Source organism: Romboutsia sp. 1001216sp1 (genome assembly GCF_039841805.1).
Classification (GTDB): Bacteria; Bacillota; Clostridia; order Peptostreptococcales; family Peptostreptococcaceae; genus Romboutsia_C; species Romboutsia_C hominis.
Map to the genome: position 1 here is coordinate 27,661 of NZ_JBDPHA010000004.1, position 25,003 is coordinate 52,663.

Sequence of the window (25,003 nt, forward strand, 5' to 3'; positions counted from 1 at the left end):
ATATGAATCAAGATAAAGTTGCATTAAAAAACTTTACAGAAGAAGAGCTAAAAGAGTTTATGAAAACTATAGGAGAAAAAGCTTTTAGAGGAAGTCAAGTTTACTCTTGGATATACAAGGGTGCTAAGACTTTTGATGATATGAATAATATTCCAAAAAGTTTAAGAGAAAAATTAGCTGAAGTATCCTATATAGGAAATATAGAAATCGAATTGAAATTAGAATCAAAGATTGATAAAACTAAAAAGTATTTATTTTTATTAAACGATGGTAATATAATAGAAACTGTAATGATGGATTACGATGATAGAGTTACAGTTTGTATATCAAATCAAGTAGGATGTAGAATGGGATGTAAGTTTTGTGCATCTACTATAGATGGGCTTTTAAGAAATTTAGAGCCTTGGGAAATCTTAGATCAAATACTAAAAATACAAGAAGATACAGGTAAAAGAGTATCAAATCTTGTTTTAATGGGAAGTGGTGAACCACTAGATAACTTTGAAAATACTAAGAAGTTTTTAGAAATAGTAAATGATAAAAATGGTTTAAATATAGGTTATAGACATATAACTTTATCAACTTGTGGTATAGCACCAAAAATGAGAGAACTTGCAGATTTAGAGATACCTATAAACCTTGCTTTATCACTTCACTCTCCATATGATGAAAAAAGAAAAGAAATTATGCCAATAGCAAATGCATATCCTATAAAGGAGATACTAGATGCTTGCAAGTATTATATAAAAAAGACAAATAGAAGGGTTACCCTAGAGTACTCTCTTATAAAAGGTGTAAATGATTCGCCAAATGAAGCAAATGAACTAATAAAGTTACTAAAGGGCATGTTATGTCATGTTAACTTAATACCTATAAACAATGTAGAAGAAAGAGACTTTAAACGTCCAGATAAGTCTCATATATACAAGTTTAAAGATATATTAGAAAAAAATAATATACCAGCTACAGTTAGAATATCTATGGGCTCTGATATTGGTGGAGCTTGTGGACAATTAAGAAGAAAGCATAAGTAGCTTTAGGGGGGAAGTCTAATGATTTATAGTTGTGACTCAGACATAGGCCTAGTTAGGAAAAATAACGAAGATTATTGTATGGGTGAAATTATAAAAACGGATTCTGCTGATATAGGCATATTTGCCCTAGCAGATGGAATGGGTGGACATAAAAAAGGAGAAGTTGCAAGTAAGCTAGCAGTAGATAATATAATGTTTTTCTTAAAGGAAAACTTATTACAAAATAATAACATCAAAATAGACTATATAGATGATATAATAAAACAAGCTTATAATGAAGTGAACTCCATAATATATAAAAAGTCTATAAGTGGTGAAGAATATTCAGGCATGGGGACTACTTTAACAACGGCTATACTATATAAAAATAAGTTATATGTAGCTAATGTTGGAGATAGTAGATGTTATTTATTAAGTAAAAATGAATTTAAAAAAGTTACAATGGATCATTCTGTAGTTGAAGAGCTAATAAAGGCAAACATCATAACAGAGGAAGAAGCTAAAAATCATCCTAGAAGAAATCATATAACAAGAGCTATGGGAAGTGAAGAAATAGTTATTGTCGATATATTTAAGCATGAAATAGATAGAGGAGATAAAATTCTTTTATGTAGTGATGGTTTAACAGGATTTGTTGATAATGAAAGTATTGAAGAGATTATGATGAAAGACATTGAAGTCAAAGAGATAAGTGATGAGTTAATAAATAAAGCAAACAGCATGTCTGGAAGGGACAATATATCTGTTATAGTAATAGAGGATAAATAGGATGGTGATAAAGTGGGAGAGACTGTTTTAGGTAATAGATATGAAATTATTAGAAAAATTGGCGATGGAGGAATGGCTTTTGTATATGAAGCTAAAGATAGACTTTTAAACAGAACTGTAGCTGTAAAAGTTTTAAGACCTGAATTTGTTGATGATGAGGAGTTCTTAGGAAAATTTAAAAGAGAAGCAGAAGCTGTAGCTAGTTTATCGCACCCTAATATAGTAAATGTATATGATGTAGGAGAAGATGGAAAAGTTCATTACATAGTAATGGAATTTATAGATGGGCAAAATTTAAAAGAAATAATAAAAAATGAAGGTGTTTTAGATGAATATACTGCACTTGATATAACTAAACAAATAGCTATGGCTCTTAGTGCAGCACATAGAAAAGGTATTATTCATAGAGATATAAAACCTCACAATATACTTATATCAAATGAAGGCAGAATAGTTAAAGTAGCAGACTTTGGTATAGCTAAGGCTGTATCTAATTCTACTATGACAAACATTGGAAGTATAATAGGTTCTGTACATTATTTTTCACCAGAACAAGCTAAAGGTAAATTTGTAACTAGTAATGCAGATCTTTATTCTTTAGGAATAGTATTATATGAAATGTTAATAGGTAAGGTACCATTTAGGGGAGATAGTCCTATATCAATAGCACTTCAGCATATAAATGATAATTTAGATTTCACTCAAGAGGAGAAAGTTAGAATTCCTCAAAGTGTAAGAACTATTATAAAAAAGCTAACAGAAAAATCTAGTGCTGATAGGTATCAAAGTGCAGAAGAATTGATAGAAGATATTGAGTACATAGAAAAGAATATAGATTTAGATTTTATAAAAGAATATGATAACTATGCTACTCAAAAGATAGAAGATAGGGAATTAAGAAACTCTATGGTTAATGTTGATGATAATCAAGAAGAAGCATATGATGATTATGAAGACGAAGACGAGTATGAAGACCCTAAGCAAAACAGAAATGAAAAAAAGAAATCTAAGAATTCAAATAGAAGAAAAAAAGAAGTAAAAGAAGATAGCCCTTTAATGAAAAAAATACTTGTAGTTGCAGCAGTAATATTGATAATAATATTAGGTGCTCAAGTTTATCTAGCAGGCAAATATTTATTAGGATCAAATAGCAATCAAACAGGAGTGGAGACAGTGATTACTCCTGATGTTAAAAATATGAGCTTAGATGAAGCTCAAAGAAAGCTAGATGATTTAGGCTTAAATGTAACAATAAAAGAAGAATATGATACAAATGTAGAAGCTAACCATGTAATATCTCAAATGCCGGAAGCTGGAAAACAAGTAAAAGAAGGAGATTCTGTAACTATCGTTTTAAGTAAAGGTAAAAAACAAGCTCAGGTTCCAAATGTAGTTGGACTTAGCTTAATAGAAGCAGAGAGTGTACTAAGAGAAAATAATTTAGTTTTAGGCAATGTTAAGCAAGAGTTTAGCGAAAGCTTTAAAGAAGGAAATATAATTAGACAGACACCTCAATCAGGTACATCTATTTCAGGGAATGGAGAAGCAGTTGATGTAGTGGTAAGTAAGGGACCTAAGCCAGTAGCACCACCTGAAGAAAATAAAAAAGAGGAAAGTGATAATACACAAACTCCTCCAGTAGTTACACCAGACGAAAATCAAAACACTAAACCAGAGACAGGTAATGGTTCAAATAATTCTGGAAATAGTCAAGGTAACTCAGGGGAATCAGGTAATACTACTCCAGAAAAACCAGGGGATAATGCTGGTGGTAATACTGGAGGAAACACAGGTGGAAATTCACCTAGTGGAGAAAATTCAAACAATGGAGGAAGTAATTCTTCTCAAGGTGGAGGAAATAACACTGGTACTGAAGGAAGTGGAAATACTACACAATCACAAGAATAAATTAGTTAAACAAAAAAGTCCAACTTAATAAGTTGGGCTTTTATTTTAATAAATATTAATGATATTTTAAGTAATAAAAAATAAATATAGGTTAATTGTTAACTTATTATGATATTATATAAAAATAGGAAAGAATAATTATGCTAGAAAAATTAGAGGAGGAAATAGATGTTAGATGGAAAAATTGTAAAAGGAATAGGGGGATTTTATTACATAGACACTGAAAATGGGATATATGAATGTAAAGCTAGAGGAATATTTAGAAAGCAAAAGATAACACCTTTAGTTGGGGATAGAGTAAAAATAAATATAGTAGATGAAGAGGATAAAAAGGGTGTAATAGAGGAAATAGACAAAAGAGATACAGAACTTATAAGACCACCTATAGCAAACGTAGACAAAGCACTTATAGTATTTGCTATAAAAAATCCTAAGCCTAATTTATCGTTATTAGATAGATTTATAGTATTGGCTGAAAAGGAAAACCTAGATATAGTCATAGTTTTAACTAAAGTAGATTTAGATGAAGATGGAGATTTAGTAGAAGAGCTAAAAAATATATATGAAATAAGTGGATATAAAGTAATACCAGTTAGCAATAAAACTAAATTAAATATAGATAAGATAAAAGAAGAATTAAATGGAAATGTAGTAGTATTCGCAGGTCCATCTGGGGTAGGTAAGTCAAGTCTATTAAATGAAATAGATAAAAACTTTGAGTTACAAACTGGTGAAGTAAGTGATAAAATAAAAAGAGGTAAGCATACAACAAGACATGCAGAACTTTTAAAACTAGAGTGTGGAGGAATGGTAGCAGATACACCTGGATTTAGTTCTCTAACTCTTGATGATATAGAAGAAAGTGAACTTAAAGAATATTTTATAGAATTTGATGAGTTTGATGACTGTAGATTTGGTTTTAGATGTATACATGAAAATGAACCAAGTTGTGCAGTTAAAGAAGCTGTTAGTGAAGGAAAAATATCTAAAAAAAGATATGATAGCTATATACAATTATTAAATGAAATAAGACAAGGGAAGAGGAGATATTAAAATGATTAAATTAGCACCGTCAATATTATCAGCAGATTTTGCAAGACTATTAGAAGATGTAAAAAAAGTAGAAAGTGCAGGATGTGAATACCTTCATATCGATGTTATGGATGGACATTTTGTTCCAAATATAACTTTAGGGCCAGGTCTTGTTAAGTCCCTTAGAAAAGATGTAAATATGGTATTTGATGCACATCTAATGATAGAAAATCCAGATAATTATATAAAGGATTTTGTAGATGCAGGTTGTGATTTAATAGTTGTTCATCAAGAAGCATGTAAACACTTACACAGAACTATACAAAATATAAAATCGTACAATGTAAAAGCTGGAGTTGCACTAAACCCAGCAACACCAATAGAAACTATAAAACATGTAATAGAAGATGTAGATATGGTACTTATAATGACTGTCAATCCAGGATTTGGTGGGCAATCATTTATAGAGGGTATGATACCTAAAATAGAAGAATTAAAAAAACTAATAGATGATAGAAATTTAAATATAGACATACAAGTTGATGGAGGAATAAAGCCTACCAATGTAGATAAAGTTGTTAAGGCTGGGGCTAATATAATAGTTGCGGGTTCTGCAATATTTAATAGTGATGATATAGTAAAAACAGTAAATTTATTTAGAGAAAATGCTAGTTTATAGGTATAAAAATTGAAAAAAGCTTGCATTATACTAAATGGAAAATCAGAGAACTACAATAATATTAAAGAAATATTAGCCAAAAATAAGTACGACTATATAATATGTGCAGATGGAGGAGCAAATCATATCTACAACATGGATATAGTTCCAGATTATATAATAGGGGATTTAGATTCTGTAGATAGTAGTATAGTCAATTATTATAAGAACCTAAATGTAAAGTTTGAAAGGTTTCCTTCGAAAAAAAATGAAACAGATACGGAGTTGTGTATTTATCTAGCTAAAAATCTTAAAGTAAAGGAAATTGATTTTTATTTTGCTTTGGGAGGAAGAATAGATCATACTATTGCAAATATAAACTTATTGTACTTTGTAAAAAGTATAGGAATGATACCTACTATAATAAGTGAAAAAGAGATAATACAGATAGCTATAAATGAAGAAATAGAAATTAAAGGAAATATAGGAGATACTGTATCAGTAATACCTTTAAGTGGTGATGCAAAAGGAGTTACCCTTACTAATTTTGAATATCCCTTAGAGGAATATGATATGAAGTTTTATTTGCCATTAGGAATATCTAATGTAATGTTAGAAAATAAATGTAGAGTAAAAGTAAATGAAGGTAGTTTAATTGCTATTAGAAATATATAAAAGATGACGAAAGTCATCTTTTTTGTGTAATAATACTAAATTAATATTATTTATGAGCTAAAAAATATAAATCTATATAAACTTAAAATATTTAAATTGTATAAAAGGATTATAAAACACATAAGTCAAATATAGTAATAATTATAATTTTGGAGGGGTTTTATGGATAATAAGGTAGCGGTTATATATAAATCTAAATATGGAAGTACTAAAAAATATTCTGGATGGATAGCAATGAGGCTAAATGCCGATTTATATGAAGTTAGTGATATTAGAAATAAGGATTTAAAAGAATATAACACTATAATATATGGTGGAGGAATATATGCAAGCAAAATAAATGGAATAAGTTTTATAGAGAAAAACTTTCATAATATAAAAGATAAAAGAGTAATAATATTTACTGTAGGTATGGAATCAATTTCTGAAGAATTAAGAAAAAATCTAATAGATAAAAATTTTAGTGATGAAATAGCAAGTAATATAACTTTAGTTAATTTTAGAGGTTCAATATTCTATAATGAATTAAGTATAAAAGACAAAATCCTTATGAAGGGATTAAAGGTATATATAGATAAAAAAGATTTTAGAGATCTTACAGAAGATGATAAGTTGATTTTAGATAGTTTTAATAAACAAATAGATATGTGTGATAAAAAAAGTATAGATAAATTGATAGAACTTTTGTAAAAGATGTATTTTGAAATACGTCTTTTTATTTTGAAAAAATTTATTAATAAAAAGTGGGACAGGTCTAAATATGGACTATTTTGCATAAATTTAATATATACATAAGTTTAAATAGTAAAATAACTCAAGGAGGTGTTTTAATGAAAAATAGCTCTAAGGTGTTATTGGGAATGTTATGTTTGTCAACAGGAGGAGCAGTACTTTTATCTATGATGCTTCCGGGGTGGATTTGGACATTGCTTACAGCAGTTATTTTAATTGGATGTGGAGTTTTACTATTTTTTTATTGATACTTGAATATGCTTTATAAGTAAGCCAAATAAATAATATTATTGGGGGAATGTTAAATGAAAATGGTAACAATAAAAATGCCTAAATGGATAGCTGGAATTATATTAAAGTTTATGAAGGGAAGCAAGAAAAAGTAATTAATGTAATTACTATAATCATTAGATGAAATTATAAAAATACATATGAAATAAAAAAGCCTACTAATTAGTAGGCTTTAAAGAACAATTAAGCTCTTTCTATTTTTCCAGAACGTAAACATCTAGTACAAACTTTAACTCTCTTAGGAGTTCCATCTATTATAGCTCTAACGCTTCTTAAGTTAGCTGACCATGTTCTTCTGTTATGTCTATTTGAGTGTGATACTTGGTTTCCAGAAACCTTTCCTTTACCACATACGCTACATACCTTTGCCATTTACGTACACCTCCTTAAAATGATAACTATTTAAAGACTAAAAACATATTTATATTAACATAAATATTAAAAACGTGCAATAGAAATATATATTTGCTTAACAAATATTGAACAATGTCTTGTTATCATATAAAATTATATATATAATTTTGTATAAAGTAAATATTTAAAATAAAATATTTACTATTACAAAATAATTACGTAGGTTTAAATTATATCATATTTATAGTATTATAGGATATATAAATTTTTATAATAATATAAATAAAATATTTATTCCAAATAAAAATATGAACCTAAGGGGGTAAATCATGAGCGTAAAAGTAAGTAATCAATATGGAAATATAGAAATAGATAAACATGTTATAGCACAAATTGCATACAGAGCTGCTATGGAAAGTTATGGATTAGTAGGTTTAGCATATAAAACTAAGGGTATAGTAGAACTATTAAAAGGTGAGAACGTATTAAAAGGTGTTTTAGTACAAGAATTAGAAGATAACACTATAGCTATAGAATTATATGTTATACTACAATACGGAACTAATATATCTACTGTTGCAAATAACATAATAGATAGAGTAAAATATACAGTTGAGAACACAACGGCTATAAAAGTAAGTAAAATAGATATCAATGTTCAAGGAATTAGAGTTAAGTAATTAGGAGGAAGAAAATGATTCAATATATAGATGGTAAATTATTAAGAGATATGTTTGTGTCAGGTGCAAATAATCTTCAAAATAATAAAGATTTAGTTGATAAACTAAATGTTTTTCCAGTTCCAGATGGAGATACAGGAACAAACATGTCTCTTACTATATCTTATGCAATGAAAGAATTGTCTAAGGTAGAGGGGGATAATATAACTGAAATAGGTAAAGCTCTATCTAAAGGCTCTTTAATGGGAGCTAGAGGAAATTCAGGTGTTATACTATCTCAAATAATAAGAGGATTTGCAAAATCAATAGAAGGAAAAGAAAAGATATCTACATCAGATTTAGCAGATGCATTTAAGAATGGTTCAGATACAGCTTATAAGGCTGTTATAAAGCCTATAGAAGGGACTATACTTACAGTAGTAAGAGAGAGTGGAGAATATGCACTTTCAGCTTGTAAGAAAGAAAAAGATTTAGTAGCATTCTTAGAAATGGTTATAAAGGAAGCTAATAATTCATTAAATAGAACACCAGAATTATTAAAAGCACTAAAAGAAGCTGGAGTTGTAGACTCTGGAGGTAAAGGTCTAGTACTAATATATGAAGGAATGTTAGAAGCTCTAAAAGGAAATTCTATAGAGGCTTTAGAAAAATCATCTACTACTACGACACAATCATCAGCTCAAGCGCAAATAAATACGGATGATATAAAGTTTGCTTATTGCACTGAGTTTATATTAGAAAGTGATAAAGTAAGCGACTTACAAATAAGAGATATGATGATGAAGTATGGAGATAGTTTAGCAGTAGTTGGAGATGACGGTGTAATAAAAGTGCACGTTCATACTAATGATCCAGGACTAGTATTACAAGATGCTTTAAAATATGGACAATTAATAACTATAAAAATAGAAAACATGAAAGTACAACATGAAAACATATTGCTTGATACAAAAGATGAAACAGCATCAGCAGTAGAAGAAAAAGAATATGGATTCATAGCAACTTCTATGGGTGAAGGACTAGCTCAAATTTTTAAAGATTTTGGTGTTGATTACATAATAGAGGGTGGACAAACAATGAACCCTAGCACAGAAGACTTTATGAAAGCTATAGAAGAAATTCATGCTAAAAATATATTTATATTCCCAAATAATAGCAATATAATAATGGCTGCTAATCAAGCAAAAGAATTAAGTGAAAAAAATATAATAGTAATTCCTACTAAAAATACTCCTCAAGGATTTACAGCATTAGTAAACTTCAATGCAGACTTATCTGTAGAAGAAAATGAAGAAGCTATGATGGAGTCTTTAGGACTAGTTAAATCAGGTCAAGTTACATTTGCAGTTAGAGATACTGTTATGAATGATATAGAAGTTAAAGAAGGTAATATAATAGGTATAGCAGAAGGAAAATTACAATCTGCTGGAGATGGTGTTGATGAAATAACAACTAAGCTTATAGAAAATATAGTAGATGAAGATAGTGCTATAATAACTTTATTCTATGGTGAAGATGTAAAAGAAGAAGATGCAAACAAACTTCGTGACGAGTTAGAAGAAAAGTTTGAAGACATAGATGTAGAATTATATTACGGAGGTCAACCTCTTTATTACTACTTAATTTCAGTTGAATAATATTTAAAAAATCCTGTAAAATCCTACTTAGTAAGGATTGTACAGGATTTTTATCTAATAGGTGATAATATGGATTTAAATAAAGATATACAGTATGTAAAAGGGATAGGACCTAAAAGAGCTCAAAAACTCAATAAATTAAATATATTTACGCTAAAAGATCTATTATATTATTTTCCTAGACAATTTGAAGATAGAAATAATATAAAAAAGATTGCTCAACTAGAAAATGAAGATAGAGCTACTATAAAAGCTATTATAGTAGGAAGCCATACGTCATCTCCTAGAAAAGGTCTTAATATAACTAAGCTAGACGTAAGAGATGAAACAGGGTATGCAAAATTAGTATTTTTTAATCAAGAATATATAAAAAATGCATTTAAAGTTGGAGATACTATATTAGTATTTGGTAAAGTTAAAAAAGAATTTAAAAATGTAGAATTAACTTCTTGTGAAGTGGAGCACCTTAGCAACTCACCAAAATCTACATGTAAAATAATACCTGTATATCCTTTAACTTATGGAGTTACTAATAAAGAAGTAAGTAGCATAATAAAAGGAGTGCTTAATGATAAGGAAATAAACATAAAAGAGTATCTTCCAATTAATATATTAGAAAAATATAAGTTATGTAGCATAGATTACGCTGTTAGAAATATTCATAATCCAAGCAGTAAAGAAGCCTTAAAAATTGCTTTATATAGAATCGTATTTGAAGAATTTTTAATGCTACAGTTAGGATTATTTATGTTTAAAAATGGAGTAAGTGAAGTCGATGGTATAAAGTTTTTAGAAAATAAGAAACTAGAAGAAATAAGAAGTTCATTACCATTTAAATTAACGAAAGCTCAGGAGAGAGCATTAAATGAAATAATAGATGATATGAATTCAAATAGTGCTATGAATAGGCTAGTACAAGGTGATGTTGGATCAGGTAAAACAGTCGTAGCTCTTTTAGCATTATCACATTGTATTTTAAATGGATATCAAGGTGCATTAATGGCTCCTACTGAAATATTAGCTGAACAACATTATATTTCTCTTACAGAAACTTTAAAGCCTTTTGGAGTGAATGTAGAATTACTAGTTGGTAGTTTAACAAAGAAGAATAAAGAAAAAGTTTTAGAAAGAGTAAAAAATAAAGAAATAGATATATTAATAGGAACTCATGCACTAATTGAAGATAAAGTAGAATTTAATAATCTAGGGTTAGTAATAACAGATGAACAACATAGATTTGGAGTTAGGCAACGAAGCAAATTATCGGAAAAAGGAGAGAATCCAGATATATTAGTAATGACGGCAACTCCAATACCAAGAACATTAGCTCTTATACTTTATGGAGATTTGGATATATCTATAATAGATGAGCTTCCTCCAGGAAGGCAGCCAATTGAAACTATAGCAGTTGATAAAGGAAAAAGAGATAGAGCTTACAACTCATTAGTTAGAAAAGAAGTAGAAAAAGGAAGACAAGTTTATATAGTGTGCCCTCTAGTAGAAGAAAGTGAAGCTATAGAAGCTAAAGCAGCTACAGAACTAGTTGATGAGCTAAAGTCTGAATATTTTAGCGATCTTAGAGTAGGTCTTTTACATGGAAAGATGAAAGGCAGCGAAAAAGATTCTATAATGAAGAGTTTTAAAAATAAAGAAATAGATATATTAGTTTCAACAACAGTTATAGAGGTTGGAGTTAATGTTCCCAATGCAACACTTATGATAATAGAAAATGCAGAAAGATTTGGGTTAGCACAGCTTCATCAGTTAAGAGGTCGTGTAGGTAGAGGAAGTCATAAGTCTTATTGTATATTAATATACGCATCTAAATCAGAAGTTTGTAGACAACGAATGTCTATAATGGAAGAAACAAATGATGGATTTAAAATATCAGAAAAAGATTTAGAAATAAGAGGGCCTGGTGAATTTTTTGGAACAAGACAACATGGTTTACCAGAATTAAAGGTTGCAAATATATTTAAACACATGAAAATACTTAAACTTGCTCAACAAGAAGCTAGAATTATATTTTCTAAAGACTCTAAGTTAGATAATTATGAAAATAAAGGCTTAAAACGTGAAATTATGAATAAATTTGAGAATATAGTTAAAGAAATTTCGTTAAATTAATATAAAATTATGCTAAAATATACAATGAGGTGAAGGTACGTTGAGAGTAATATCAGGAAAAGTAAGAGGATTAAAGTTAAATACTCCTAAAAATGAAGATGTAAGACCAACAACAGATAGAGTTAAAGAATCATTATTTAATATGATAAATCCATATATGATGGAAAGTAACATATTAGACTTATTTGCTGGAACTGGTTCTTTAGGAATAGAGTGTTTATCTAGAGGTGCTTCAAAATGTACCTTTGTGGATGTAAGTAGAGAGAGTATAGCTTTGGTAAAATCCAATATAAAGAAAGCTAGATTTGAAAATGAAAGTGAAGTCTTAAACTTAGATTTCAAAGATGCTATAAGTAAGCTTAAAATAAAAAATAATAAATTTGATGTTATATTTATGGATCCTCCATATTATAAAGACATGTTTATTGATGCTCTTGAAAAAATAGACAATGCAAATATACTTAAAGAAGATGGTATAATTGTAGTCGAACATGATACTAAAGATAAATTCCCAGAAGAAATAGGCAGTTTAGAAAAAAGTAGAGACAAAAAGTATGGGAATACAACTTTAACATTTTATAAGTTAAAATAGAATATATAAAATCCTAATATCAATGTTAAAATGGAGGGCTAAGCAAAAAGATGAATAAAAAAATAAGAAAAGCTATATTTGCAGGAAGCTTTGATCCAATAACTAATGGACACTTAGATATAATATGTAGAGCTTCTAAAATATTTGATGAGTTGCAAATAGGGGTGCTTCATAATCCTAATAAAAAGGGAATGTTCACTTTTGAAGAAAGAGTAGAACTTATAGAAAAATGTACTAATCATCTTGATAATATAAAAATAGTAAGTTTTAATGGACTTTTAGTAAATTATTGTGAAGAACATGGTATAGATACTTTAGTAAGAGGAATTAGAAATGGTACTGATGTTGAGTATGAACTGCAAATGGCTCACATGAATAAAGAATTAAATCATAATATTGAAACTGTAATATTAGCAACTAATCCAAAGTATTCATTTATAAGCTCCTCGTTAATAAAGGAAGTATTAAACTTTGATGCAGATATAAAAAACTTAGTTCCAGAAGTTGTATTAGAAGAACTTAAAAGAAAAACTAATAGGGGGAAGTAACTATGTATGTAGATTTAGAAATAATTGAATTGTTAGATGAATTAGAAAGTATGATAAATAATGCATCTTCAATACCTTTTTCTCAAAAGTCTGGTATAGATAAAAATGAAGTATTAGGTGTTATAGGTGAAATAAAATCATTAGTTCCAGAAGAAGTAAAGCAAGCAACATGGATTAATAAAGAAAGACACAAAATAATAAATGATGCAAAAATAGAAGCACAAGAATTAGTGGAACAAGCTAAAAAGGAAGCACAAAGAATACAAGATGAGTACAATGAAAAAGTAGAAGAGTTAAAGAAAAATTCTGATGAAATTTTAAATGCTTACTTAGAATCAAGTGAACCTATTCAAAAAGCAGAATTACAAGCTAAAGAAATGATAGCAAGAGCAGAAAGAATAGCAGGTGAAATAAGACTTGGATCTATAGAGTATGCTGATAATGTACTTTTAAGTTTAGAACATAATATAAAGGATTTACTAGAAGAAATATCAAGAGATAGATTAGAGTTAAATCCAGAACAATAATATAAAGGCTATAAAAAAAGAAAGTGTTAGCTTTCTTTTTTTATAGCGATCTTTTCTAGCCTTGAAAGAAGATTTAAAATATAAACTATAAATATTACTAAAAGTACTGTATTGTAATTAGACAAATAAAAATTAGATACACCACCATGGTAGATATAATTATAAGTGTTAGAGAAATTGGAAACAAGTGAAATTGATTCTATTAAAGGATATAGTAAAAATGTAAGAATCCCTGATATAATCCCATGAAAAAATTTACTTAATATGTATATAGGTACGCTAATATCTGTTTTTGATATAAAGGTACAACATTGGGCAAGTATAGAAATACCACTAAACCCTATTAAGAAACTAGCTAGAGAGGCTTTTAAAGCTTCTGAAACATTAGATACAGATGATATTTTATTACAACCTATAGTTATTTCAAATAAGCCACTTATAAGACCGTAACAAAGTTCTTTTGTAAATCCTAAAAGAGATAGAGGAATATATAAGATAAAAGCAATGACATCAACTATTTTAAATAATGTAAGTACCTTAAAAATCACTGAAAATACTATTACAAAACCGCCAATCATAAGTAATGTATTAACACCACTATTTACAGCATTTCCAAATAGAACAAAAAAGCCTTGACCATTAGAGAAACGAGTATTTATTGTATTTTTAATATTAGCTTTTAGGGATATAGATGAACTAGAAATAATATCTTTACCGTAACCTCTAAAAAACAATCCTATAGATATAGACCCTAAGTAATGGCAAATAATCATTAAATAACCAAGATTGGGATGTTTAAACATACCAGTTGCTACAGCACCTATTATAAATAGTGGCCCAGATGTAGAGCAAAAAGAAATTAGCCTTTGCCCTTCATCCTTAGAAATTTGAGAATTAAGCCTAAGTTCTGAGGCAAGTTTTGCACCTACAGGATAGCCAGAAACTGTTGATATAAGAAAGACTAAGGCACTTTTCCCAGAAACATTAAAGATAAACTTAGTAAAAGGGTTAATTATAAACCCAATTATATCAACGATTTTTAAATCAACAATCAAGTTTGCACCTATAATAAATGGAAGTAAAGAAGGTATTAGTATTGTGGTCCAAATTTCTATGCCTTCCTTAGCAGCCTCTAAGGAATCATTAGGAAAAATAATTATTCCAAGTATAATTAATAAAACGATACATATAGGAACAAAAAAACATATAATTTTTCTTTTCTTCATAAGCATCACCTAATAAAATATATAGTATAAGACAAGTATATTTAAGGAAGAAGATATATATGAGAAAAAATATATAAATAATATAAATTTAAGGGGGATATCATGTTTGTTAATATTTCAAATAAGAAAGTTTATGAACTTGTAATAGAACAAATACAAGATAAAATCTTAAATGGGGAATTAAAAAAAGGAGATAAGCTCCCATCGGAAAGAGAATTATCAGAGCAGATGAGTGTAAGTAGAACATCTATTAGGGAAGCAATAAGGGTATTAGAGACTATGGGGGTGGTTGAAAGCAAACAAGGCGATGGAAACTTTATATGTACTAATATAGAAAAGTCACTAATAGAACCTCTATCTATGGTATTTAAATTAAATGAAGGTACATGGCAAAATGTATTGGAACTAAGAGAAGTATTAGAATTACAAACCGTAAAAATAGCAGCAATAAAAGCAACAAAAGAAGACTGTAAAGAATTAAAAAATATAATAGGTGCAATGGGAAAAGAAAATAGTATGAAAAAATACAATAGTAAGAAAATAATCCAACTTGATCAAAGATTTCACAATAAAATAGCATCTATAAGTAAAAATTATCTTATAGAAAGTGTATTTATAACATCATCTAAACTATTTGAAAGGTTTATAGAAGATGCAAGAGAAAAAATTATAGAAAATTATAGAGATGAAGAACTATTATTTGAAAATCATAGAAGGATATATGAAGGAATAAGCAAAAATGATCCGATATTAGCTTATGAAGAGATGAAAAGACATATGGAAAATATAAGAGAAAGCTATATAAAAACTATTGGTTGAAAATTGTTAATTTTCAATCAATTATTGCGGTTTATAAATATCTCTTATATTATATAAAATATAAGTGGTAATACCACTGACCATCATTCAAGTTACCGACATAAAATAAAATATATAGGAGGTACTTGATGAACGAGTATGTATTATTTTTAATAGCTATAATACCGATAATATGGTTAATTGTATCCTTAGGGATAATGAAACTACCAGCACATAAAACCTGCTTTGCAACAGTTATATTAACATTTATTATAGCTATGGTATTTTGGAAAATGCCATTTGTAGATGCTATTACGGCATCTATAGAAGGAGTATTAGTTGCATTATGGCCAATTCTTTTAGTTATAGTTGCAGCGCTATTTACTTATAATTTAGCAGTTGAAACTAAAACTATGGATACTATGAAAAAAATGTTATCTAGTATTACAACAGATGACAGAATACAAGTGCTTATACTAGCTTGGGGATTTGGAGGTTTTTTAGAAGCTGTTGCAGGATACGGCACAGCAGTTGCAATACCAGCAAGTATATTAGCATCTTTAGGATTTAATCCCATATTTGCAGCTATAATATGTCTTATAGCTAATACAGTACCAACAGCTTTTGGAGCAATAGGCATACCTGTAAGTACATTAGCATCAGTGACGGGACTAGACGTAATGAGATTAAGTTATTTAACAGCAATTCAATTAGCACCATTCATAATAGTAATACCTTTTGTATTAGTAATTTTAACAAAGAAAAGCCTTAAAGCATTAAAAGGAGTATTTTTAATAACTTTAGCATCAGGGGTAGCATTTGCATTACCTCAAATATTTGTAGCAAAGTATCTAGGAGCTGAATTACCTGCTCTTATAGGAAGTTTATGTAGTATGCTAATTACAATTCTTATGGCAAAAGCAATGAATAAAAGAAAAGATATGTCAGAAGAAGAAAATAGAATAAAAGGAAGTGTAGCATTAAAAGTCAGTGTAAGTACAAAAGAGGGTATATTAGCTTGGCTTCCATACATATTACTATGTGTTTTAATTTTAGCAGCAAGTCCATTGTTCACATCTATAAATGAATTTTTAGCTAGATTTGCAAGTCAATTTAAAATATACACAGGAGAAGGAGCCGCAACAACTGAATTCATATGGATAAATACACCAGGTATTGTAATAATAGTTGCTACATTTATAGGTGGATTAATACAAAGAGTAAAAGTATCTACTATGATAAATGTATTTATAAGAACTGTAAAACAATTATCTAAATCTTTTATAACTATAACATCTATAGTTGCTATATCAAAACTTATGTCTTACAGCACAATGACAGCATCAATATCTTTTGGACTAAGCGCAATAACTGGATCATTTTATCCTGTAATATCACCACTTTTAGGCTCAATAGGTACATTTGTAACAGGTAGTGACACATCAGCAAATATATTGTTTGGAGGTTTACAATCTCAATCAGCTACATCTCTAGGCATAGACCCATATTGGATAGCAGCAGCAAATACTGCAGGGGCAACAGCAGGAAAAATGATATCACCTCAAAGTATAGCTATAGCAACATCTGCTACTGGGTTAATAGGAAAAGAAGGTAAAATTTTAAACTCAACTCTTAAATTTTGTTTAGGATATGTAGTAATATTAGGAGTATTAGTTTATTTTGGAAGTTATATACAGATATAAAAATATAAGGGGGAAAATATGCCTACTTTAAAAGTTCCATATTCTAAAGAGGGAATGATTTTAAATATTCCAGATGAAAATTTCGTAATGACACTTCAATCTAAAGCACATACATATAAAGTCAATAGAACTCAAGAAGAAATAGTAGAAAATTCATTAGACAATCCAATAGGCTCTAAGAAATTAGAAGAATTAGCAAAAGATAAAAAAAGTATCGTCATAATAACTAGTGATCACACAAGACCTGTACCAAGCAAAATTACCATGACAATAATCTTAAAAAGAATAAGAAAAGTAAATAAAGATGCAAGTATAAAAATATTAATTGCTACAGGGTTTCACAGAGAAAGTACAAAAGAAGAATTGATTTATAAAATGGGTGAGGAAATAGTAGAAAATGAAGAAATAATAATGCATATATCAACAGATGATTCTCAAATGGAAAAAATGGGAGTATTGCCATCTGGTGGAGATTTATATCTAAATAAACTAGTTAAAGAAGCAGATTTATTAATAGCAGAAGGTTTTATAGAACCTCACTTTTTTGCAGGTTTTTCTGGAGGTAGAAAAAGTATATTACCAGGTATAGCATCAGCAAAAACTATAATGTATAACCACTGTAGTGACTTTATAGATAGTGAAAATGCCAGAACTGGAACACTACAAAATAATCCTATTCACGAGGATATGGTATATGCAGCTAAAGTATCAAATCTCGCTTTTATACTAAATGTTGTAATAGACCAAGATAAAAAAGTTATAGCATCTTTTGCTGGAGATGTAGAAAAAGCACATAGAAAAGGATGTGAATTTGTAACAGAGTTATCTAAAGTTAAATCTCATAAAGCTGATATAGTTGTTAGTACTAATGGAGGGTATCCTCTTGATCAAAATATATATCAGTCTGTAAAAGGAATGACTGCAGCAGAAGCTACTTGCAATGAAGGTGGAGTAATAATTATGATATCTGCCTGCAATGATGGTCATGGAGGTCAATCTTTTTACGATAATATAGCAAATGCTAAATCACCAAAAGAAGTTTTAGAAAAAGTAAGAAAGGTAAGTAGGGGAGATACTGTACCTGACCAATGGGAGTTTCAAATATTAGCTAGAATACTTGAAAATTACACTGTAATAATGGTTACAGATAAGTGTGATAAAGATATGATAGAGAATATGCATATGAAGCATGCATCAAACTTTGAAGATGCTTTAAATATGGCATTTCATATAAAGGGAAGGGATTCAAAGGTTGTAGTTATTCCTGATGGAGTATCTGTAATAGTTAAATAGTTAAGGGGGATAAAGTATGGAAATTTTAACATGTATTAAGCAAGTTCCAGGAACTTCTGAAGTTGAAGTAGATGAAAAAACAGGTGTGCTTAAAAGAGATGGTGTAGATTCTAAAATGAATCCATATGATTTATACGCATTAGAGACAGCACTTAAAATAAAAGAAAAAAAAGGTGCGACTTTAAAAGTATTGACAATGGGACCACCACAAGCAAAACAAATTGTAGAAGAAAGTTTTATGATGGGAGTAGATGAGGGAGCTATACTTAGTGATAGAAAATTCGCAGGTGCTGATGTACTTGCAACTTCTTATACACTATCTCAAGGTATAAAAAAAGTAGGAAATCCAGATTTAATAATATGTGGAAAGCAAACTACTGATGGAGATACAGCTCAAGTTGGACCAGAAATAGCTGAATTTTTAAATATACCACATATTACAAATGTAACTAAAATAATAGAAATTAAAGATAAAAGTATAGTAGTTGAGTGTGATATGCCAAATACATTAGAAGAATGTGAAATAAATTATCCATGTTTAATAACTGTTGAAAAGGGCATATATGAACCGAGATTACCTTCTTTTAAATTAAAGCTAGATACTAAAAATAGAGAAATACCTATGTATAGTTTAAGTGACTTTGAAGATCAAGATGAAAACAATTATGGACTTAATGGTTCGCCAACCCAAGTATTAAGAATATTCCCTCCAACTTCTAATAATGAAAAAGAAATTTTAAGAGGAAGTAGTGAAGAAATAAGTGAAAAGTTAGCAAATAAACTTAAGGAGTTAAAGTTAATATAAGGGGGGATTTATATGGCTAAAGTAGTAATAAATCAAGAGAAAATAGATAATATAGATGAAGTTTTAAAATTGTGTCCATTTAATGCCATAGAATTAATTGACCAAAAAATAGAAATAAATTCAGCTTGTAAAATGTGTAAGATTTGTGTTAAAAAGGGACCAAAAGGAGCTTTTGAATTTGTAGAAAATCTAAAAAAAGAGATAAACAAGGATGAATGGAAAGGAATAGCTGTATATGTAGACCACCATGAAGGAGATATACATCCTGTAACTTATGAACTTATAGGTAAGGCTCGTGAAATGGCTAAGAAAGTAAATCATCCAGTATATTGTGTATTTGTAGGTAAAGATATAAAAGATAAATGTGATAAATTAATATCTTATGGAGTAGATCAAGTATTTGTTTATGATAATCCAGAATTTGAACATTTTAGAATAGAGCCATACTCTAGAGCAGTTGAAGATTTTATAAATAATATAAAACCTACGATAATGTTAGTAGGGGGAACTACACTTGGAAGATCTTTAGCACCAAGACTTGCGGCTAGATTTAAAACAGGGCTTACGGCAGATTGTACAATACTTGATATTCAAGAAAATACAGATTTAGATCAAATAAGACCAGCATTTGGAGGAAATATAATGGCTCATATTCATACTCCAAATAATAGACCACAGTTTGCTACAGTAAGATATAAAATATTCTCAGAACCAGAAGAAGTTGAAAGTCCAAATGGAAAGATAACATTATGTAGTATTAGTAAGGAAAAATTAGTATCAAATATAAATGTATTAGATAGTAAACCTAAAACGAAAGAGGTAGGTCTTGAAGAAGCAGAAGTTATAGTAGTTGCAAGTAGGGCTATTAAAAAGCAAGATGATATGGATATGATATATAAATTAGCAGATAGACTAGGAGCACAAGTTGCAGGAACAAGACCATTAATAGAAGCTGGATGGATAGACCCAAGAAGACAAATAGGTCTTAGTGGAAGAACTGTAAAACCTAAACTTATAATTACGTGTGGGGTATCTGGGGCTGTTCAGTTTGTAGCAGGTATGCAAGGTTCTGATTACATAGTAGCAATAAATAAAGATGAAAAAGCACCGATATTTGATGTTGCTCATTTAGCATTAGTAGGTGATATATATGAGATTGTTCCTAAATTAATAGAAAAAATAGAACAAAAGCAATTAGAAGTGGCATTATCCGTAGAAGAATAGGGGGAATAGCTATGTATAAAAAAATAGATAATGATGATATTAGATTTTTAATAGATATTTGTGGAGAAGAAGAAGTCTTTGCAGGCGAAGATATAAGTGAAGATTTTTCACATGATGAATTAGGAGGAGTGGAAAAATATCCAGAAGTACTTGTTAATGTATATAATACAGAACAAGTATCTAAAATAATGAAATATGCCTATAAAAATAATATACCTGTAACACCAAGAGGACAAGGAACAGGGCTTGTTGGTGCTTCTGTAGCAATTCATGGTGGTATAATGATTAATTTAAGCAAAATGAATAAAATATTAGAATTAGATGAAGAAAATTTAACATTAACAGTAGAGCCAGGAGTGCTTTTGATGACTATAGGACAATATGTTCAAGAAAGAGATTTATTTTATCCGCCAGATCCAGGTGAAAAAAGTGCCACAATAGGTGGAAATATAAACACTAATGCAGGGGGAATGAGAGCTGTTAAATATGGAGTTACAAGAGACTATGTAAGAGGACTTGAAGTTGTACTTCCTAATGGTGATATTGTTAATATAGGAGGAAAAGTAGTAAAAAATAGTTCTGGATATAGTATAAAAGATTTGATTGTAGGTTCAGAAGGTACATTAGGAATAGTAACAAAGGCAATACTTAAACTTTTACCTCTTCCTAAAAAAGATATAAGTTTATTAATTCCTTTTAAGGATTTACCAACAGCAATAGAAACTGTACCTAAAATAATAAAATCAAAGTCAATACCAACAGCGATAGAATTTATGGAAAGAGATGTAATACTTGCAGCAGAAGAATTTTTAGGAAAGTCTTTCCCTGATAATACTTCAGATGCGTATCTACTATTAAAATTTGATGGAAATAGTAAAGAAGATATAGAAAAAGAATATGAAAAAGTTGCCCACTTATGCTTAAAAAATGGGGCATATGATGTATTTATATCTGATACACAGGAAAGAAATGAATCTATATGGTCAGCAAGAGGAGCATTTTTAGAAGCTATAAAAGCATCTACAACAGAAATGGACGAATGTGATGTTGTAGTACCTAGAGATAAAGTTGCTGATTTTATAAGATATACTCATGATTTACAAAAAGAATTAAATGTAAGAATAAAGAGTTTTGGGCATGCAGGAGACGGTAATCTTCATGTTTATACATTAAGAGATGGTATGGATGATGAAACTTGGAAGTTAAAATTAAAAGAAAGCTTTGATTGTATGTATGAAAAATCAAGAGAACTTAGAGGGCAAGTCTCAGGAGAACATGGAATAGGCTATGCTAAAAAAGAATATTTACATGAATCTCAAAGTGAGTCTTATATGGATCTTATAAAAAGTATAAAAACTGCTTTTGATCATAAAAATATATTAAATCCAAGTAAAATATACTAATTTAAACTAAATAAAAAAGCGCAGAATAAACTGTGCTTTTTTATTTGTAAATAGATTTTAATTTTTATTATTTTTAATGTAAATAGGAGATATATAATAATCCATAGGACCCTTTAATAAATCAGGATTGTTTTTATAGTAAATTAAATTATATATGTTACTCGATCTTATATCATAATCAAGCAAAGTCTTAAATAATTTATCATTCATAGAAAATGACGCTTTAGATAATTTATTTACTATATTTACTTCAGAAGTTTTCTTAATAGCTTTTAATATTTCCCGACCTCTATCGTTAAAAGCTAGAACTCTTATATAAGGAACGGCATTTATATCTTTAACGTAACTTATATCTTCTTTAGTTATTCCAAGTAGTATATTATTAAGAGTTCTTTTTATTTTAGTTAATGTATATCTTTTGCTTTTTATAGATAAGTGAAGTTCATCAAGAGAATTAGACCTAAATATATTTTGGTATATTTTATTTTCTATTCCTTCGTTAACTTCAAAATATTTATCTAATATACTAATATCTCTAGCTACAATAGATTTTATAATATCAAAGTAAGCTTCATCAAACATAGGTAAAAAATTATTATTAATTTTTTCATTAAGTATATTATAAGTTTGGCTAGGAACTACATTACTTATAAGTGATAACTCATTGTAATCTTTTAAAGATTTTCTTATGGCAGTAGCAGAACAAATACTACTAGTTATATTTTCAGAGTTGTATGAAGCTTGTACTCTAGAAATCGTAAAAGGTTTTATATTACTATTTAATTTTAGTAGACATTTTATGTATTCTAGACCTAAAATGTTATTAGAGGAATTTAATACATTTAAAAGTTTATCTTTTGATATATCTATCAAATTATGTTTAGATATATAGTCAAATAAAGACATGCTACGTGCACTAGGATAAAGCATACCTTCATCTAAGTATTTCTTTAGATTTACTTTAAATTCATTTGGCTCATCAACTAGTATTTTAGCTATAGTATACAAAACATCAATACTTCCTTCTTCGCTACCAAAACAAATTGAATCTATACAATTTAATGAATTTAAAGTTGTTATTGCACCGTGGGCAAATATTTCAGCAGACTGACAAGCATATAAAGTAGGAAGTTCAAGAACTAAATCTACACCGTTTTCAACTGCGATAGAAGCTCTAGTATATTTATCAAATAAGGCTGGTTCACCTCTTTGTAAAAAATTTCCGCTCATAATAGCGACTGTGTGAGTAGCTTTTGTTAGCTGTCTAGATTTATTTAAATGGTGTAAATGTCCATTGTGAAATGGATTGTACTCAACTATTACTCCAAGTATATTCATAATGATTCTCCTTGTGTTAATATTATAATAGAGTAATTACAATATATGTAGAAATCTAACTATATTGTAAAAAATAATTTAAATAATATATTATAATATTATAACAAATAGAGAAAAATAATCTATGTTAAGCAAAAATATTTAAATGAAGTAAATATATAAATATAAAATATATTAAATAAAGTCAATATACTATTTATATATAATAAAACTTATGCTTTTAATTTATGAACCAAATTTAATAAATTTTCAAATAAATAGATAATGTACTGTACTTTTATAATAAAAAGTGATATATTAATTAGTGTTAAAGAATGTTTACTGTATACAAAAAGTAAATTGTAAATGTTAGCCTAAAAGGCTTTTTACATATTATTCATAAAATTTTAAGGAGGTATACTAATGAAAGTATTAGTATTAAACTGTGGTAGTTCTTCATTAAAATATCAATTAATAGATATGTCAAATGAAGAAGTTTTATGTATAGGATTAGTTGAAAGAATAGGTATAGAAGGTTCTATACTTAAGCAAGAAAAAGATGGTGTTGAAGGTAAATTAATAATAGAACAACCAATGAAAAACCATCAAGATGCTATAAAGTTAGTATTAGACGGTGTTGTTGATGCTAAATTCGGTGGAGTTAAAGAAATAAGCGAAGTTGAAGCTGTAGGACACAGAGTAGTTCACGGTGGAGAAAAGTTCGCTGGTTCAGTTAAGATAACTGACGAAGTTATGGTTGCATTAGAAGAGTGTGTAGAATTAGCACCACTTCACAACCCAGCTAACATAATGGGTATAAAAGCTTGTGAAGAAATACTTCCAGGTGTACCAATGGTAGGAGTATTTGATACTGCTTTCCACCAAACTATGCCTAAAAAATCTTACTTATACGGATTACCTCATGAATTATACACTAAGTACGGTGTAAGAAGATACGGATTCCACGGAACTTCTCACAAGTATGTATCTCAAAGAGCTGCTGCAATGCTTGGAAAGAACATAGAAGACGTTAAGATAATAACTTGTCACTTAGGAAATGGAGCTTCTATAGCTGCTGTTGATGGTGGTAAGTGTGTTGATACATCTATGGGATTCACTCCACTTGAAGGATTAATAATGGGAACTAGATGTGGAGATATAGATGCTGCTATATTACCATTCTTAATGGAAAAAGAAGGATTAGATGCTAAAGGATTATCTGATTTAATGAACAAAAAGTCAGGTGTATACGGAATGACTGGTATATCTAGTGACTTTAGAGATATAGAAGGAGCTGCTTCAAACGGTGATGAAAAAGCTCAAGTTGCTTTAGATGCATACGTTCAAAGAGTTCAAAAATACATAGGAGCTTATGCTGCAGAAATGAACGGAGTTGACGCTGTTGTATTTACTGCTGGTGTTGGTGAAAATGGTATAGAAATAAGAGAATCAATAGCTTCTAACATGGAATTCTTAGGAATGAACTTAGATAAAGAAGCTAACAAAGTTAGAGGAAAAGAAAGAGTAATATCTACAGAAGACTCTAGAGTTAAGATATTATTAATACCAACTAACGAAGAGTTAATGATAGCAAGAGATACTGTTGCATTAGTAAAATAATTGTAATAGGTTATAATATATTTAAGGTAGGTTAAAGCCTACCTTAAACTA

24 protein-coding genes are annotated in these 25,003 nt (G+C 28.9%); 21 read left to right on the plus strand and 3 right to left on the minus strand.

What is annotated here, in order from left to right:
- Positions 1 to 2 precede the first annotated feature (2 nt).
- From rlmN to ABHC41_RS05625, 8 genes are all read left to right on the plus strand, one after another.
- The gene (gene rlmN / locus ABHC41_RS05590) at positions 3 to 1,034 is read left to right on the plus strand and encodes a 23S rRNA (adenine(2503)-C(2))-methyltransferase RlmN (RefSeq protein ID WP_092924337.1); all 1,032 of its coding nucleotides are present in this window, start codon (positions 3 to 5) and stop codon (positions 1,032 to 1,034) included.
- Positions 1,035 to 1,052: 18 nt separating this feature from the next.
- Positions 1,053 to 1,802 (plus strand): Stp1/IreP family PP2C-type Ser/Thr phosphatase, encoded by a 750-nt coding sequence (locus ABHC41_RS05595; protein ID WP_195237244.1) that lies wholly within the window; start codon positions 1,053 to 1,055, stop codon positions 1,800 to 1,802.
- Positions 1,803 to 1,814: 12 nt separating this feature from the next.
- A complete protein-coding gene (gene pknB / locus ABHC41_RS05600) occupies positions 1,815 to 3,710 on the plus strand; it encodes a Stk1 family PASTA domain-containing Ser/Thr kinase (RefSeq protein ID WP_271892416.1) in 1,896 nt (631 codons plus the stop codon).
- A gap of 168 nt (positions 3,711 to 3,878) precedes the next feature.
- Positions 3,879 to 4,763, plus strand: coding sequence for a ribosome small subunit-dependent GTPase A (rsgA, locus tag ABHC41_RS05605; protein ID WP_092924346.1), 885 nt, complete (start codon positions 3,879 to 3,881; stop codon positions 4,761 to 4,763).
- 1 nt (position 4,764) lies between these two features.
- The gene (gene rpe, locus ABHC41_RS05610) at positions 4,765 to 5,421 is read left to right on the plus strand and encodes a ribulose-phosphate 3-epimerase (protein ID WP_166505868.1); all 657 of its coding nucleotides are present in this window, start codon (positions 4,765 to 4,767) and stop codon (positions 5,419 to 5,421) included.
- Between the two features lie 9 nt (positions 5,422 to 5,430).
- Complete coding sequence (locus ABHC41_RS05615; protein WP_166505867.1) at positions 5,431 to 6,075, plus strand: thiamine diphosphokinase; 645 nt, start codon at positions 5,431 to 5,433, stop codon at positions 6,073 to 6,075.
- Between the two features lie 162 nt (positions 6,076 to 6,237).
- The gene (locus ABHC41_RS05620) at positions 6,238 to 6,765 is read left to right on the plus strand and encodes a flavodoxin domain-containing protein (RefSeq protein WP_166505866.1); all 528 of its coding nucleotides are present in this window, start codon (positions 6,238 to 6,240) and stop codon (positions 6,763 to 6,765) included.
- Positions 6,766 to 6,905: 140 nt separating this feature from the next.
- Positions 6,906 to 7,055: a 2-oxoglutarate translocator gene (locus ABHC41_RS05625; protein WP_092924358.1), complete on the plus strand. Its 150-nt coding sequence runs from the start codon at positions 6,906 to 6,908 to the stop codon at positions 7,053 to 7,055.
- 226 nt (positions 7,056 to 7,281) lie between these two features.
- Here the strand turns inward: ABHC41_RS05625 and rpmB are convergent, their stop codons facing one another.
- A complete protein-coding gene (gene rpmB, locus ABHC41_RS05630) occupies positions 7,282 to 7,470 on the minus strand; it encodes a 50S ribosomal protein L28 (protein WP_092924361.1) in 189 nt (62 codons plus the stop codon).
- 311 nt (positions 7,471 to 7,781) lie between these two features.
- On the opposite strand from rpmB, the gene ABHC41_RS05635 reads away from it, so the two are divergent.
- From ABHC41_RS05635 to ABHC41_RS05660, 6 genes are all read left to right on the plus strand, one after another.
- Positions 7,782 to 8,132, plus strand: coding sequence for an Asp23/Gls24 family envelope stress response protein (locus ABHC41_RS05635; RefSeq protein WP_092924364.1), 351 nt, complete (start codon positions 7,782 to 7,784; stop codon positions 8,130 to 8,132).
- A gap of 14 nt (positions 8,133 to 8,146) precedes the next feature.
- Positions 8,147 to 9,769, plus strand: a complete 1,623-nt coding sequence (locus ABHC41_RS05640; protein WP_092924367.1) for a DAK2 domain-containing protein — start codon at positions 8,147 to 8,149, stop codon at positions 9,767 to 9,769.
- A 69-nt stretch (positions 9,770 to 9,838) separates the two neighbouring features.
- Positions 9,839 to 11,896 (plus strand): ATP-dependent DNA helicase RecG, encoded by a 2,058-nt coding sequence (recG, locus tag ABHC41_RS05645; RefSeq protein ID WP_166505865.1) that lies wholly within the window; start codon positions 9,839 to 9,841, stop codon positions 11,894 to 11,896.
- A 40-nt stretch (positions 11,897 to 11,936) separates the two neighbouring features.
- Positions 11,937 to 12,488, plus strand: coding sequence for a 16S rRNA (guanine(966)-N(2))-methyltransferase RsmD (rsmD, locus tag ABHC41_RS05650; protein WP_092924373.1), 552 nt, complete (start codon positions 11,937 to 11,939; stop codon positions 12,486 to 12,488).
- Positions 12,489 to 12,538: 50 nt separating this feature from the next.
- Positions 12,539 to 13,036 carry a pantetheine-phosphate adenylyltransferase gene (gene coaD / locus ABHC41_RS05655; RefSeq protein WP_195237250.1) on the plus strand — a complete coding sequence of 166 codons (498 nt, stop codon included), beginning with the start codon at positions 12,539 to 12,541 and terminating at the stop codon, positions 13,034 to 13,036.
- A 2-nt stretch (positions 13,037 to 13,038) separates the two neighbouring features.
- Positions 13,039 to 13,563, plus strand: coding sequence for a hypothetical protein (locus tag ABHC41_RS05660; RefSeq protein WP_092924379.1), 525 nt, complete (start codon positions 13,039 to 13,041; stop codon positions 13,561 to 13,563).
- Between the two features lie 26 nt (positions 13,564 to 13,589).
- Here ABHC41_RS05660 and ABHC41_RS05665 read toward each other — a convergent pair whose 3' ends face one another.
- Complete coding sequence (locus ABHC41_RS05665; RefSeq protein WP_166505863.1) at positions 13,590 to 14,789, minus strand: sporulation integral membrane protein YlbJ; 1,200 nt, start codon at positions 14,787 to 14,789, stop codon at positions 13,590 to 13,592.
- A 102-nt stretch (positions 14,790 to 14,891) separates the two neighbouring features.
- On the opposite strand from ABHC41_RS05665, the gene ABHC41_RS05670 reads away from it, so the two are divergent.
- The 6 genes from ABHC41_RS05670 (at position 14,892) to ABHC41_RS05695 (ending at position 22,015) form a co-directional block, all read left to right on the plus strand.
- Positions 14,892 to 15,608, plus strand: coding sequence for a FadR/GntR family transcriptional regulator (locus ABHC41_RS05670; protein WP_092924385.1), 717 nt, complete (start codon positions 14,892 to 14,894; stop codon positions 15,606 to 15,608).
- A 128-nt stretch (positions 15,609 to 15,736) separates the two neighbouring features.
- Positions 15,737 to 17,290, plus strand: coding sequence for an L-lactate permease (locus ABHC41_RS05675; protein ID WP_092924388.1), 1,554 nt, complete (start codon positions 15,737 to 15,739; stop codon positions 17,288 to 17,290).
- Positions 17,291 to 17,308: 18 nt separating this feature from the next.
- A complete protein-coding gene (gene larA, locus ABHC41_RS05680; RefSeq protein WP_271892400.1) occupies positions 17,309 to 18,583 on the plus strand; it encodes a nickel-dependent lactate racemase in 1,275 nt (424 codons plus the stop codon).
- Between the two features lie 16 nt (positions 18,584 to 18,599).
- Positions 18,600 to 19,388: an electron transfer flavoprotein subunit beta/FixA family protein gene (locus ABHC41_RS05685; RefSeq protein WP_271892397.1), complete on the plus strand. Its 789-nt coding sequence runs from the start codon at positions 18,600 to 18,602 to the stop codon at positions 19,386 to 19,388.
- A 12-nt stretch (positions 19,389 to 19,400) separates the two neighbouring features.
- A complete protein-coding gene (locus ABHC41_RS05690; protein WP_271892395.1) occupies positions 19,401 to 20,612 on the plus strand; it encodes an FAD-binding protein in 1,212 nt (403 codons plus the stop codon).
- An 11-nt stretch (positions 20,613 to 20,623) separates the two neighbouring features.
- On the plus strand, positions 20,624 to 22,015 hold the full coding sequence (locus tag ABHC41_RS05695) for an FAD-binding oxidoreductase (protein WP_092924396.1): 1,392 nt from the start codon (positions 20,624 to 20,626) through the stop codon (positions 22,013 to 22,015).
- 57 nt (positions 22,016 to 22,072) lie between these two features.
- Here ABHC41_RS05695 and ABHC41_RS05700 read toward each other — a convergent pair whose 3' ends face one another.
- On the minus strand, positions 22,073 to 23,353 hold the full coding sequence (locus ABHC41_RS05700) for a nucleotidyltransferase (RefSeq protein ID WP_271892391.1): 1,281 nt from the start codon (positions 23,351 to 23,353) through the stop codon (positions 22,073 to 22,075).
- A gap of 402 nt (positions 23,354 to 23,755) precedes the next feature.
- Between ABHC41_RS05700 and ABHC41_RS05705 the strand changes: the two genes are divergently transcribed.
- A complete protein-coding gene (locus ABHC41_RS05705; RefSeq protein ID WP_092924400.1) occupies positions 23,756 to 24,952 on the plus strand; it encodes an acetate kinase in 1,197 nt (398 codons plus the stop codon).
- Positions 24,953 to 25,003 lie beyond the last annotated feature (51 nt).

Bases quoted from the DNA above. Each gene is read 5' to 3' on its own strand.
- ABHC41_RS05635 (WP_092924364.1), top strand. From the start codon at position 7,782: ATGAGCGTAAAAGTAAGTAATCAATATGGAAATATAGAAATAGATAAA.
- ABHC41_RS05620 (WP_166505866.1), top strand. From the start codon at position 6,238: ATGGATAATAAGGTAGCGGTTATATATAAATCTAAATATGGAAGTACT.
- larA (WP_271892400.1), top strand. From the start codon at position 17,309: ATGCCTACTTTAAAAGTTCCATATTCTAAAGAGGGAATGATTTTAAAT.
- rpmB (WP_092924361.1), bottom strand. From the start codon at position 7,470: ATGGCAAAGGTATGTAGCGTATGTGGTAAAGGAAAGGTTTCTGGAAAC.
- ABHC41_RS05665 (WP_166505863.1), bottom strand. From the start codon at position 14,789: ATGAAGAAAAGAAAAATTATATGTTTTTTTGTTCCTATATGTATCGTT.
- rsgA (WP_092924346.1), top strand. From the start codon at position 3,879: ATGTTAGATGGAAAAATTGTAAAAGGAATAGGGGGATTTTATTACATA.
- ABHC41_RS05695 (WP_092924396.1), top strand. From the start codon at position 20,624: ATGTATAAAAAAATAGATAATGATGATATTAGATTTTTAATAGATATT.
- ABHC41_RS05595 (WP_195237244.1), top strand. From the start codon at position 1,053: ATGATTTATAGTTGTGACTCAGACATAGGCCTAGTTAGGAAAAATAAC.
- ABHC41_RS05685 (WP_271892397.1), top strand. From the start codon at position 18,600: ATGGAAATTTTAACATGTATTAAGCAAGTTCCAGGAACTTCTGAAGTT.
- recG (WP_166505865.1), top strand. From the start codon at position 9,839: ATGGATTTAAATAAAGATATACAGTATGTAAAAGGGATAGGACCTAAA.
- rlmN (WP_092924337.1), top strand. From the start codon at position 3: ATGAATCAAGATAAAGTTGCATTAAAAAACTTTACAGAAGAAGAGCTA.
- coaD (WP_195237250.1), top strand. From the start codon at position 12,539: ATGAATAAAAAAATAAGAAAAGCTATATTTGCAGGAAGCTTTGATCCA.
- ABHC41_RS05675 (WP_092924388.1), top strand. From the start codon at position 15,737: ATGAACGAGTATGTATTATTTTTAATAGCTATAATACCGATAATATGG.
- ABHC41_RS05690 (WP_271892395.1), top strand. From the start codon at position 19,401: ATGGCTAAAGTAGTAATAAATCAAGAGAAAATAGATAATATAGATGAA.
- rpe (WP_166505868.1), top strand. From the start codon at position 4,765: ATGATTAAATTAGCACCGTCAATATTATCAGCAGATTTTGCAAGACTA.
- ABHC41_RS05660 (WP_092924379.1), top strand. From the start codon at position 13,039: ATGTATGTAGATTTAGAAATAATTGAATTGTTAGATGAATTAGAAAGT.
- ABHC41_RS05640 (WP_092924367.1), top strand. From the start codon at position 8,147: ATGATTCAATATATAGATGGTAAATTATTAAGAGATATGTTTGTGTCA.
- ABHC41_RS05700 (WP_271892391.1), bottom strand. From the start codon at position 23,353: ATGAATATACTTGGAGTAATAGTTGAGTACAATCCATTTCACAATGGA.
- ABHC41_RS05625 (WP_092924358.1), top strand. From the start codon at position 6,906: ATGAAAAATAGCTCTAAGGTGTTATTGGGAATGTTATGTTTGTCAACA.
- ABHC41_RS05670 (WP_092924385.1), top strand. From the start codon at position 14,892: ATGTTTGTTAATATTTCAAATAAGAAAGTTTATGAACTTGTAATAGAA.
- ABHC41_RS05705 (WP_092924400.1), top strand. From the start codon at position 23,756: ATGAAAGTATTAGTATTAAACTGTGGTAGTTCTTCATTAAAATATCAA.